General features: G+C 73.9%; 9 protein-coding genes. 7 read left to right on the top strand and 2 right to left on the bottom strand.

The genetic code is table 11. The annotated features are described in order from the left end of the window. Position 1: 1 nt before the first annotated feature. From J7I94_RS00130 to J7I94_RS00120, 3 genes are all read left to right on the top strand, one after another. A complete protein-coding gene (locus tag J7I94_RS00130; protein WP_215164334.1) occupies positions 2-1435 on the top strand; it encodes an aldehyde dehydrogenase family protein in 1434 nt (477 codons plus the stop codon). Between the two features lie 86 nt (positions 1436-1521). Further along, the gene (locus J7I94_RS00125) at positions 1522-2403 is read left to right on the top strand and encodes a helix-turn-helix transcriptional regulator (RefSeq protein ID WP_215164333.1); all 882 of its coding nucleotides are present in this window, start codon (positions 1522-1524) and stop codon (positions 2401-2403) included. After that, positions 2400-2753 (top strand): antibiotic biosynthesis monooxygenase family protein, encoded by a 354-nt coding sequence (locus tag J7I94_RS00120; protein ID WP_215164332.1) that lies wholly within the window; start codon positions 2400-2402, stop codon positions 2751-2753. Before J7I94_RS00125 ends, J7I94_RS00120 begins: the two co-directional genes overlap by 4 nt. A gap of 18 nt (positions 2754-2771) precedes the next feature. Here J7I94_RS00120 and J7I94_RS00115 read toward each other — a convergent pair whose 3' ends face one another. Beyond that, entirely contained in the window at positions 2772-4499 is a 1728-nt protein-coding gene (locus J7I94_RS00115) for an FAD-binding protein (protein WP_215164331.1), read from the bottom strand. Positions 4500-4859: 360 nt separating this feature from the next. Here J7I94_RS00115 and J7I94_RS00110 point away from each other — a divergent pair, with 360 nt between their 5' ends. The 4 genes from J7I94_RS00110 to J7I94_RS00095 all read left to right on the top strand — a co-directional run bounded on the left by J7I94_RS00110 (position 4860) and on the right by J7I94_RS00095 (position 10584). Then, entirely contained in the window at positions 4860-7673 is a 2814-nt protein-coding gene (locus J7I94_RS00110) for a LuxR family transcriptional regulator (RefSeq protein ID WP_215164330.1), read from the top strand. A 423-nt stretch (positions 7674-8096) separates the two neighbouring features. Then, a complete protein-coding gene (locus J7I94_RS00105) occupies positions 8097-8834 on the top strand; it encodes a sigma factor (protein WP_215164329.1) in 738 nt (245 codons plus the stop codon). Between the two features lie 131 nt (positions 8835-8965). Further along, the gene (locus tag J7I94_RS00100; RefSeq protein ID WP_215164328.1) at positions 8966-9790 is read left to right on the top strand and encodes an SDR family NAD(P)-dependent oxidoreductase; all 825 of its coding nucleotides are present in this window, start codon (positions 8966-8968) and stop codon (positions 9788-9790) included. Positions 9791-9855: 65 nt separating this feature from the next. Further along, the gene (locus tag J7I94_RS00095) at positions 9856-10584 is read left to right on the top strand and encodes an SDR family oxidoreductase (RefSeq protein WP_215164327.1); all 729 of its coding nucleotides are present in this window, start codon (positions 9856-9858) and stop codon (positions 10582-10584) included. Between the two features lie 56 nt (positions 10585-10640). Here the strand turns inward: J7I94_RS00095 and J7I94_RS00090 are convergent, their stop codons facing one another. Beyond that, on the bottom strand, positions 10641-11453 hold the full coding sequence (locus J7I94_RS00090) for a GNAT family N-acetyltransferase (protein ID WP_215164326.1): 813 nt from the start codon (positions 11451-11453) through the stop codon (positions 10641-10643). Positions 11454-11709: the final 256 nt, after the last annotated feature.

Here is an 11709-nt window from a genome sequence, read left to right as displayed (position 1 = left end):
CATGAACGAAGAACACACCGTTTCCTTCCCCGCCCCGGCCCACTGGATCGACGGCCGTGCCGTCGAGGGCGCCGGGCGGCTCATCGAGGTGGTGAACCCCGCCGACGAGTCGGTCGTCGCCACGGTGCGCGAGGCCACGGCCGCCGACGTGGACCTGGCGGTGCGGGCCGCGCGCACCGCGTTCCCCGAGTGGGCGGCGACCACCCCGGAGCACCGCTCCTCGATCGTGCGGCGCCTGGCCGGGGCACTGGAGCGGCACCGCGAGGAACTGGCGGCCGTCATCACCCTGGAGATGGGCGCCCCGATCGGCTTCTCCCGGCAGGCGCAGGTGGGTTTCCCGATCGCCTCCGTCCTGGCCGCGGTCACCACCGCCGAACAGTTCGAGTGGAGCGAGCAGGTCGGCAACTCCCTCGTGGTGCGCGAGCCGATCGGCGTGGTCGCGGCGATCACCCCGTGGAACTTCCCGCTCCAGCAACTGGTCACCAAGGTGGTCCCCGCGCTGCTGGCGGGCAGCACGGTCGTCCACAAGCCCTCGGAGCTGTCCCCGCTCAGCGCCCGGCTGTTCGCCGCGATCGCCGGCGAGGCGGGGCTGCCCGACGGGGTGTTCAACATGGTGCAGGGCACCGGTCCGGTCGTCGGCGAGGCCCTGTCCCGGCACCCCGAGGTCGACATGGTCTCCTTCACCGGCTCCACCCGGGCCGGCCGCAGCGTCTCCGTCGCCGCCGCCGGCACCGTCAAGCGGGTCGCGCTCGAACTGGGCGGCAAGGCCGCCCACATCGTCCTGCCCGAGGCCGACCTCGACCTCGCCGTCACCCGGGGCCTGGCCCTCGCCTGGGCCAACGCCGGCCAGGCGTGCGGCGCGTACACCCGGCTGCTCGTGCCCGAGCACCTCCAGCCGGCCGTGGTCGACAAGCTGCGGGCGGCGGCCGAGGAGTACGTCGTCGGCGACCCGGCGAGCCAGGACACGCGGATCGGCCCGCTCGCCTCGGAGACCCAGCGCCGGCGCGTGGACGGCTGCATCCGGCGCGGCATCGCCGACGGCGCCACGCTGGTGACCGGCGGCCCCGGCCGCCCGGCGGACCGGACGACCGGCGCCTACGTCCGGCCCACCGTCTTCGCCGACGTCGACCCGGCGTCGGCCATCGCCCAGGAGGAGATCTTCGGCCCCGTCCTCGTCGTCATCCCCTACACCGACGACGACCACGCCGTGGAGATCGCCAACGGCACGATCTACGGGCTCAACGGCGCGGTCACCGGCGACGAGGAGCACGCCATGGCCATCGCCCGGCGGCTGCGCGTCGGCCAGGTCGACGTCAACGGCGGACCGCACAACTTCCAGGCCCCGTTCGGCGGGTACAAGCAGTCCGGCAACGGCCGGGAGATGGGCCGGGCCGGTCTGGAGGAGTTCCTGGAGACCAAGGCGATCACCCGCTGACCGTACCCGGCACAGTGTGTGGGGGAATGCCGCACTGCGACCCCACTGTTTGACACGGTGACAGTGTCATGTGGGAGAGGACAGCCATGAGTGACCGAGCAGCACTGGCGGCCTTCCTGCGGGCCCGCCGGGAAGCGCTCCAGCCGGAGGACGTCGGACTGCCCCGCGGGCGGCGCCGGCGCACCGGAGGGCTGCGCCGCGAGGAGGTCGCCGCGCTCTGCGCCATGTCGGCGGACTACTACGCCCGGCTCGAACAGCCGCGCGGCCCCCACCCCTCGGAGCAGATGCTCGCCGTACTCGCCCGGGGCCTGCGCCTGTCCCTGGAGGAACGCGACCTGCTCTTCCGGCTCGCCGGTCACGCCTCCCCGCGCCGGGTGCGGCGCGGGGACCACATCAACCCCGGGATGATGCGGATCCTGGACCGGCTCCAGGACACGCCCGCCCAGGTGGTCAACCACGTCGGCGAGACCCTGAGGCAGACCCACCCGGCGGTGGCGCTGCTGGGCGACGGGACGGCGTACACCGGACTGGCCCGCAGCGCCCACTACCGCTGGTTCACCGATCCCGCCGCCCGCCTCCCGCACCCCGAGAGCGACCACGCCGAGCACAGCCGCCTGCTCGTGGCGGACCTGCACGGCGCCCGCACCCGGGACGGCGACGACTCCCGCGCCGCCGAACTGGTGGACGCGCTGAACCGGCGCAGCGCGGAGTTCGCCCGCATCTGGCGGGAGCGGCCCGTGCTGGGCCCCCAGTGCGGCGTCAAACGCTCCCGGCACCCGGCCGTCGGCACCCTGGAACTGCACTGCCAGACCCTGGTCGACCCGGACCAGTCCCAGCGGCTGGTGGTCTACACCGCCACCCCCGGCACCGAGAGCCACACCGCTCTGCGGCTGCTGTCGCTGCTGCCCGCCCTCGACGACCGGACCGCCTGTCACACCGAGGGAGCCGGCCCGGTCATCGACGTATGAGCCAGTCCCTTACCTGGAAGACCGGCGTCGACGGCCCGGTCACCGTGATCAAGAGCTACACCGTGCCGGCGGCGGAAGCCGACCGCTTCGTCGAGGCGTACCGGGAGAACGCCGGCCTCATGGCGGCCCAGCCCGGCTTCGTCCGCTCCCGCCTGCACCGGCCGCTGGCCGACGCACCCGAGGCGCGGTTCCTGCACATCGCCGACTGGAGTTCGGGCACCGCGCTCGACCGCGCCACCGCCGACCCCGCGTGGCTCGCCTCGCTGCGCCGCCTGTTCGACGACTCCGGACTGCACATCACCTCCGAACCCGCCGTCTATCAGGAGGTCTCCCGGTTCGGCCGGTCCTGACCCGGGCCGCCCCGCCGGCTACCCGGGCCGCCCCGCGTCCACTGCGACGTCCCGCATCAACTCGGCGATGTCGGTGGGGATCGGCGGAACGGGTTCCCGGCGCACCCCGGTCGCCGGCGACCACACCAGGTTGACCGTCAGGTCCGGATCCGCCTCGGGGTGGTCGGAACGGTGGTGACTGCCCCGCGTCTCCCGCCGCTCCCTCGCGCACTCCAGCGTCGCGCGGGCGGCGAGGACGGCGGACCTCAAGTCGTAGGCGTGGGCCAGTTCCTGGAAACCGCCGATGTCGATGTGCACCCCCGCGAACTCCGCGCGGTCGGCGATCTCGCCGATCTCGTCGAGTCCGGCGGTGAGCCCGGCCTCGTCGCGCGCGGCACCGGCCCGCTCGGTCATCACCCGGCGCACCGACCGCAGCAGCGCGCGGACGTTCTGGTCGCCGTCGGCGGACAGCAGCCGGTGCACATCCGCCGCCGCGGCCCGCACCGCCGCCGGCGACCGCCGCTGGACGGTCAGCCCGGCCGAGTACTCCGCCGCCGCCCGGCCGGTGATCCGGCCGTACACGAGGAGTTCGATCAGCGCGTTCTGCTCCAGCCCGTCCGCGCCGTGCAGACCGCTGGCCGCCTCCCCGATCACGAACAGCCCGCCGACCTCGGTGCTGTGGTCCTCGGGCCGCACCCAGACCCCGCCCATCGAGTACTGGGCGGTCGGCGCGACCTCGACCGGATCGCGGGTGATGTCCAGCGTCTGCACGTCCAGCAAGGTCTGGTGCACCCACGGCAGCCGGGTCAGCACGGTCTCCCGTGGCAGATGGGACAGATCCAGCCAGACCCCGCCGGACCGGGTGCCCCGGCCCGCCTCGATCTCCGCGTGCACGGCCCGGGTGACCCGGTCCCGGCTGCCCCGTTCCATGTGCTCGGCGTCGTAGCGGGCCATGAACCGCTCACCGAGGCTGTTGAGCAGCACCCCGCCCTCGCCGCGGGCCGCCTCGCTGACCAGCAGGCCGGCCGCCGGCTCCGGCCCGATCAGCCCCAGCGGATGGAAGCGCACCAGCTCGGGGTCGCGCAGCCGGGCGCCGGCCTCGACGGCGAGCCGGAACGCGTCGCCGCCGCCCTCGTCGCGGCGCGCGGCGGTACGCCGCCAGATACGGGTGTGCCCGCCGGTCGCGAGGATCACCGCGTCGGCGTGCACCAGGTAGCGGGAGCCGTCGGCGAGGTCGAACCCGTAGGCGCCGAAGACCGATCCGTCGTCCACCAGCAGCCGGGTGACGTAGACGCCGGTCAGTACCGGAATGCCCAGTTCCGCCGCCCGGGAGCGCAGCGCCCGCCGTACCTCGGCGCCGGTGAACTCCTCCTCGAACGCTGCGTGCCGGTCCCCGGGACGCCAAGGCGGCCGGTGCCGGCCGGGCAGGCCCCGGCCCCGGTGGTCCGGCCACGTGCCGTAGCGCCGCACGTCCTGCAGCCCGCGCGCCGCGTAGCGGGCCACGACCTGGGCGGTGCGGGGGTCGGCCAGCAGATGGCCCTCGCGCAGCGTGTCGGCCGCGTGCCGCTCCCACGCCTCGCCGGTGCCGGCCGTCTCCCACGGGGCGCCCCCGGGCGCGGTGGCCGCGGGCGCGGCCTCGGCCGCGCGCTTGGCCACCGCGATGACCGCGACACCGGCCTCCGCGACCTCGATGGCCGCCCGGAGGCCGGCCCCACCGGCTCCCACCACGAGGACGGACGTGGCGAGCTGGTGTCCGAGCGAAGACATGGGGGACCTCCTGGAAGAGCGACGGACAGACGGCGAAGACGAACGGACGGGGACGGGGGGAGAGATACGGACGGGACGGGGGAGAGAAACGGACGGGACGAGGGAGGGAAGAGCGGACGGTGAAGGCAGGGGGAGGAACCGGGGGAGGAGGGGAGGCGACGACGGACGAACTGGATCACCGGCAGTGGAGGACCGGACAGCGGGCCGGTTTGTGACAGCCGAAGAGGAATTCCCCGAGTGGAGTCCGTCACAGGCACCGGACACACCGTGTGTGGGCCGTTCCGGGTATCGTTACAAGGCTCGTTCCGACACTGTTTGTGGGACTCTCCCTCCCTGACTTTCCCCGAGGAGCCGCGTCGCATGATCGCCAGCCCGCTTCCCGACCTGGTCGGCCGGCGACGCGAATGCGCGGCACTGGACGATCTGCTGGTCGGGCTGCGCGAAGGCGGGGCCCGGGTGCTGGTGATCCGCGGCGAGGCCGGCATCGGCAAGTCGGTGCTCCTGGAGTACGTGGCCGCGCGGGCGTCCCGGATGAAGGTGACCTGGGCGCACGGCATCGAGGCGGACATGGAGTTGCCCTACGCCAGCCTGCACCAGCTGTGCACACCGTTCCTGGACGAACTGGACACACTGCCCGAACCCCAGCGCGAGGCCCTGCGGGTGGCCTTCGGCATGGCCGCCGGGGACCCGCCCGACCGCTTCCTGGTCGGTCTCGCCGTCCTCACCCTGCTCACCCGCGCCTCGGAGACCCGGCCGGTCCTGGTGCTGGTCGACGACGCCCAGTGGCTGGACCAGGTGTCCTTGCAGACCCTGGAGTTCGTGGCCCGCCGGCTGCTCGCCGAGGCCGTCGTCATGGCGTTCGCGGTCCGCGACCCCGAGGGCCAGTCCGCGCTGAGCGGCCTGCCCACGCTGCGGCTGGACGGCCTGGACGCCGCCGCGGCCGGCGAACTGCTGGAGGCCACGGTGGGCGGCCGGCTGGAGAAGCGGGTCCGGGACCGGTTCGTCGCCGAGATGCACGGCAACCCGCTCGCCCTGCTGGAGTTCTCCCGCGGCCGCAGCGCCGCCGAACTGGCCTACGGGCTGGACGCGTCGGGGCAGCCCGGCGTGCAAGGCCCGGTGGCCAGCCGGGTGGAACGGGACTTCGCCGGCCGTCTCGCCGCGCTGCCGGCGGCGACCAGGACACTGCTGCTGATCGCCGCCGCGGAACCGGTCGGCGACGCCCGGCTGCTGGTCCGCGCGGCCGCCGCACTGGAGATCGTCCCCTACGCCGCGCCGGCCAAGGCGGCCGGGCTGATCGAGTTCGGCGAGTCCGTCCGGTTCCGGCACCCGCTGGTCCGGTCCGCCGTCTACCACGGAGCCGAACCCGAGGAACGCCGGGCCGTGCACCGCGCGCTGGCCGAGGCCACCGACCCGGTCCTCGACCCCGACCGGCGGGCCTGGCACGCCGCCCAGGCCGCCGCCGGACCGGACGAGGAGGTGGCCGCAGGCCTGGAACGGGCCGCCGACCGGGCCAGGCAGCGCGGCGGCATCGCGGCCGAGGCGGTGCTGCTGGAACGCGCCGCCGAGATCACGCCGGACCCCGGGCAGCGCGGCCGCCGCGCCCTCGCGGCCGCCGAGGCGCACTTCTCGGCCGCCGCGCCCGACCGGGCCACGGAACTCGCCACGGTCGCCGAGCTGTGCCCGCTGAGCACGCTGGACCGCGCCCGGCTGGCCCGGCTGCGGGCCAGGATCCTGTTCGCCCGCAGCCGCAGCGACGAGGCGGCCCCGCTGCTCCTGGAGGCCGCCGCCCAGTTCACCGCCGCCGGGTCACCGCTGGCCCGGGAGACGTATCTGGAGGCGATCAGCGCCACCATCTTCGCGGGCCGGGTGCACGGCCCGACCGGGGCCCGCGCCGCCGCGATCGCGGCCCGCAAGTCCGGGGCGCCGCCCTCGGGTTCGGAGGCCGCCGACCTCCTCCTCGACGGGGTCGCCGCGCTCCTCACCGACGGGTACGAGACCGGCGTCCCGGCCCTGCGCGCCGCACTGGACCTGCTCGCGCACGAGGAACTCGGCACCCGGGAGGCGACCATGCGCTGGCTGCTGCTGGTGCCGGTCGCGCTGGAGGCGTTCATCCACTACGCCTGGGACCTGCACGCCTGGGACACCCTGTCCAGCCGTGCGGTGCGGCTGGCCCGTGACATCGGCGCCCTCGGCGCGCTCCCGCCGGCCCTCATCTACGCCGGGGGAGTGCACATCCACTACGGGGACTTCGCCGAGGCCGCCCGGATGATCGACGAGGCCGACGCGCTGGCCGCGGCCACCGGCCACGCTCCGCACCAGTACGCGACGCTGGTGCTGGCCGCCTGGCGGGGCGAGGCGGACGTCGCGGCCGGCATCATCGAGGAAGCCAGACAACGCGCCGAAGAGCGCGGCGAGGTGTCCCTGCTGGGCGCCTCCGGCTACATCCAGGGCGTGCTCTTCAACGGCCTGGCCCGCTACGAGGAGGCCCTGGAGGCCGCTCGCGAGGGCGTCGAGCACGACGGCTTCAACTTCACCGGCCTGTCCCTGGTCGAGCACGTCGAGGCCGCCACGCGGTGCGGTGAACTCGACCAGGCCCGCGCCTCGTTGGCCCGGCTGCTCGAACTCACCCGGGCCGCCGACTCCGGCTGGGCGCACGGCGCCGCCGCCCGCAGCCGGGCACTGCTCACCGAGGGCGACGAGGCCGACCGGCTGTACCGGTCGGCGATCGAGGAGTTCGGCCGCGGCGGGGTGACCGTGGAGGTGGCCCGGACCCACCTGCTGTACGGCGAGTGGCTCCGCCGCGACGGGCGCCGGGCGCTGGCCCGGGAACACCTGCGCACGGCGCACGGGATGTTCGACGGCATGCGGGCGCACGCCTTCGCCGAACGCGCCCGCCGCGAACTGCTCGCCACCGGCGAGCACGTCCGGGTGCGGGAGAACAAGCCGTTGAGCGCCCTCACCCCGCAGGAGTCGCAGGTCGCCACGCTCGCCGCGGACGGCATGACCAACGCGAAGATCGGCGCGGAGCTGTTCATCAGCCCGCACACCGTGGAGTGGCACCTGCGCAAGGTGTACACCAAGCTCGGCATCAACTCCCGCCGCGCCCTGCCGGGCGCCCTGGCGAACACCCCGGCCGTCGCCCTCGACGACGAGGAAACGGCCCGCACCGCCTGAGCACGGCGGGGCCGGCCGCGGTGGCCATCGCCCCCAGGTGACTCACACGTACTCACCACGGGGTTCTGCCACGTACTCACCACGGGGCTCTGCCACGTACTCACCACGGGGTTCTGCCACGTACTCACCACGCACTCACTACGGGGCCCCACGTGCGCACCACGGGTCCCCCCCGGGAGGCCCTGCGGACACTCACCGATGTCGCCTCACCAGGCCCGCCACCACGGCCGCCTCCGGCCTCTCCCACGGCCTTCCCACGCACTCCGTACGGCCGCCCCCGGCCTCCGCCGCCTCCCACGGGACCGCTCCCACGGGGTCCCACGGACTCGACCACGGGGAGCAAGGGCGCGGTGGGCCGGGCCACGGGGCGAGGGTGGAATCGTCGCCCCTCGACGGGCGCCCGTCCACCCCGAGGAGTTCCCGATGTCCGCGCCCAGCCCGGAGACGACCCAGCCGACCGCACCCCCGGTCACCCAGCCGGCCGAGGACGGCCTGGACCTCGCGCTCGACCTTTTCCTGGCCCAGCGGACACGGCTGTTCCGCATCGCCTACCGCATCGTCGGCGACGTCACGGGCGCCGAGGACGTGGTCCAGGACGCCTGGCTGCGCTGGCAGCTCACCCGGCGCGCGGAGATCGACAACCCGACCGCATTCCTGGTCACGGTCACCACCCGGCTGGCGCTCAACGTCGTCCAGTCCGCCCGGCACCGCCGCGAGATACCGGACGAGCCGCAGTTGGCCGACCTCGGTGACCGGACCGCCCAGGACCCCGTGCTGAGCGCCGAACGGGCCGCGGCGGTCGAGGGCGCCCTGGCCCTGCTGATGGCGCGGCTGACCCCGGACCGGCTCGCCGCCTACGTGCTGCGCAAGGGGTTCGGCTACGCCTACGCCGAGGTCGCTGCGCTGCTCAGGATCAGCACCACCAACGCACGGGTGGTGGTGCATCGGGCACAGGCCCGCCTGGAGTGCGGGAGAGAGCGGCCGGTGCCCGCCGAGTCGCACCGTCGTCTGGTCGCCGCGTTCCGCACCGCGGCCGGCACCGGGGACATGGAAGACCTCGTGCGGCTGCTCGTCCCCAGGGACGCGCAGGTGCACCAACTGCCGTCGGCGTCCCGTCGGTCGCCCGGCGCGGACCAGCGGAGCGTGCCGCGCGCCGCCTGAGCGGTACGCCCAGCGACCCGGACACACTGTGCCACCCGACAACACCACACCCACTGCCAACGTTTGACGCGAACGTGGGAAATCACCATAGTGTGTTCCATGTTCAACGAACATCGAACGAGGAGCACGTGATGCCCGCAGACCCCCTCGGCCAGACCCCGTCCGGCCAGACCTCATCGGGCCGGACCTCGGGCCGGCCCTCATCGGACCGGACCTTCGACGGCCAGGTCGTCGTCGTCACCGGCGCCGGGTCCGGGATCGGCCGGGCCACGGCCGTCGCCTTCGCCGAGGCCGGGGCGTGGGTGCTCGGAGTGGGCCGCCGGGAACAGCCGCTGAAGGAGACCGCCGCGGCCCACCCCCGCATCGAGATCCTGGCGGCCGACATCTGCGCCGACGGAGCTCCCGCCGAGGTGATCGGGACCGCCGTGCGGCGGTGGGGACGTCTGGACCACCTGGTCAACAACGCCGGGGCGACGGCGGTGATGCCGCTGGCGGAGACCGACCGGCAGACGGTCGTCGACCTGTTCGCGCTGAACGTCGTCGCACCGAGTCTCCTGGCCCACGCCGCCCTGCCGCACCTGCGCCAGTCGTCCGGCTCGATCATCAACCTGTCCAGCACCTACGGACACCGGCCCATGCCGGGCGGCGCGCACTACGCGGCCACCAAGGCGGCCGTGGAACAGCTGACGCGCAGCTGGGCGCTGGAACTCGCGGGTGACGGCGTCCGCGTCAACGCTGTGGCGCCCGGCCCCACCAGCACCGATGTCATGCTGCACGCCGGTCTCACCCCGGAGGCCGCCAACGACATGTACGCCTACGAGCGCGACCGCATCCCCACCCACCACATCGCGCACCCGGACGAGGTGGCGCACTGGGTCCTGCGGATGGCCGACCCGGCCGGCCGCCATGCGACCGGTCAGGTGATCACCGTCGACGGCGGACTGGATCTCGTCTGACCGGGCCGCCCCGGCGGTACCACTGAACCATCCGGACCCACACCACCCACACCGAAAGGCGTGTCATGAAGATCGCAGTGATCGGCGGAACGGGGCTGATCGGCTCGCGGGTCGTCCAGTTCCTGAAGGACGCCGGCCACGAGGCCGTACCGCACTCGCAGTCCACCGGGGTCGACGTCATCAGCGGCCAGGGACTCCAGCAGGCCGTCACCGGAGCCGACGTCGTGGTGAACCTCACCAACTCACCGACCTTCGACGAGGCGTCCCCGGCCTTCTTCCGGACCTCGATGGACAACCTCCTGGCCGCGTCCCACGAGGCCGGCGTCGGACACTTCGTCATCCTGTCGATCGTCGGAGTCGACCAGGTGCCGCAACTCGACTACTACCGGGCCAAGGTGCTTCAGGAGGACCTCCTCAAAGCCGGTCCGGTGCCCTACTCGATCGTCCGGGCCACGCAGTTCATGGAGTTCATCGAGGCCGTCCTGTCCTGGACCACCGACGGTGACACCGTCCGGCTGCCCGCCACCCCGATCCAGCCCATCGCCGCCGAGGACGTCTCCCGCGCCGTGGCGGAGGTCGCCGCGGGCGCCCCGCTGAACGGCATCCGCGACATCGTCGGCCCCGAGGTCTTCGCCCTCGACGAGCTGGGCCGGATCACCCTGTCCCACAAGGGCGACACGCGCACCGTGGTCACCGACCCGACCGCCGGCATGTTCGCCGCCGTCGAGGGCGACGTCCTGACCGACAAGAACGCCCACCTGGCCGCCACCCGGTACACCGACTGGCTCTCCTGACCGGCGAGCCGCCGCGCGGGCGGTACCGCACCCCGTCCACGCGGCGGCGCCCCGGCTCAGGACGGAAAGCCGAAGAGCCGGTACTCGGCCGCCGTCACGAACCCGAACCGCCGGTACAGCGGCTCCCCGGCCGGGCTGGCCACCAGCGCCGCGTGGCGCATCCCGCGCTCCCGTCCCACCTGGAGCGCGGCCGCCGTCAACGCCGTCCCCACGCCTCGCCGGCGCTGCTCCTCGGCCACGTGCACGAGGAAGATCCCGGCCACCGTGTGCGCGGTGATCACCACGGTGGTGCCGATCACCCGGCCTTCCAGCGACGCGGCCAGCCGGACGATGTCCGCGTTGTCCGCGCGCCTCGTCTCGACACGCACCATCCGGGCCTCCGCACCGGGCCCGATCCCCATCGACGTCCGGTACGTGCGGACCAGCTCGGCCAGCCCTTCCCCGTCCCGCACCGGAGCCACCCGCAGCCCGGCATCCGCGCCGGCCGGGCCCCCGCCCGGTCCGTCGCCCGGTCCGCCGTCCGGCCCGGTGGGGCGGCCGAGGGGCCGCACCATCACCGGCATGACCGCGATTTCCCGGCCGCCGTGCCGCCGCAGCACACCGGCGGTGTCCTCGGGACTGTCCGGCCCGACCCACCACCACCAAGGCACACCCGCCAGCTCCCGGCGGACGGCCGCCACGTCCAGCCCGGCCGCCGACCCGGACCGCACCCGCACCACACCGTTGAACTGCGGGGCGGCCAGCCCGCTGCGGGACCGGTCGACACCGTCGCCCGGACCGTCCTGCGGACCCCACCCCATCAGGTACTGCCGGAAGTTGGCGAACACCGACGCCATCGCGTCCACCATGAACACTACCTCTCTCACCATGTGACTAAGTGCAACACAGTGTGCTTCATGCTTGCACACGCCGTTTCCCGCCCCCCCCCACGAACGCCGCTGTCACACCTGAGCGACCCGGACGGTCAGACCGTTCGGCGGTGACACGAGAGCTGGAGGGGATCCCGGTATGAAGGTCGTGGTGTTCGACGACGACGGACTCATGGGCGTCGAGACCGCGCTCTGGGTCCAGGACCACGGGCACGAGGTGCGCCTCGTCCCCGCCCCCGGCGGCCCGCACTCACCC

This window comes from Streptomyces sp. ISL-12 (genome assembly GCF_018614415.1).
Classification (GTDB): Bacteria; Actinomycetota; Actinomycetes; order Streptomycetales; family Streptomycetaceae; genus Streptomyces.
This window is presented reverse-complemented; position numbering and strand designations above follow the sequence as displayed.

Coding starts and splice junctions, on each gene's coding strand:
- J7I94_RS00130 (WP_215164334.1), top strand. CDS start 2: ATGAACGAAGAACACACCGTTTCCTTCCCCGCCCCGGCCCACTGGATC.
- J7I94_RS00125 (WP_215164333.1), top strand. CDS start 1,522: ATGAGTGACCGAGCAGCACTGGCGGCCTTCCTGCGGGCCCGCCGGGAA.
- J7I94_RS00120 (WP_215164332.1), top strand. CDS start 2,400: ATGAGCCAGTCCCTTACCTGGAAGACCGGCGTCGACGGCCCGGTCACC.
- J7I94_RS00115 (WP_215164331.1), bottom strand. CDS start 4,499: ATGTCTTCGCTCGGACACCAGCTCGCCACGTCCGTCCTCGTGGTGGGA.
- J7I94_RS00110 (WP_215164330.1), top strand. CDS start 4,860: ATGATCGCCAGCCCGCTTCCCGACCTGGTCGGCCGGCGACGCGAATGC.
- J7I94_RS00105 (WP_215164329.1), top strand. CDS start 8,097: ATGTCCGCGCCCAGCCCGGAGACGACCCAGCCGACCGCACCCCCGGTC.
- J7I94_RS00100 (WP_215164328.1), top strand. CDS start 8,966: ATGCCCGCAGACCCCCTCGGCCAGACCCCGTCCGGCCAGACCTCATCG.
- J7I94_RS00095 (WP_215164327.1), top strand. CDS start 9,856: ATGAAGATCGCAGTGATCGGCGGAACGGGGCTGATCGGCTCGCGGGTC.
- J7I94_RS00090 (WP_215164326.1), bottom strand. CDS start 11,453: ATGGTGAGAGAGGTAGTGTTCATGGTGGACGCGATGGCGTCGGTGTTC.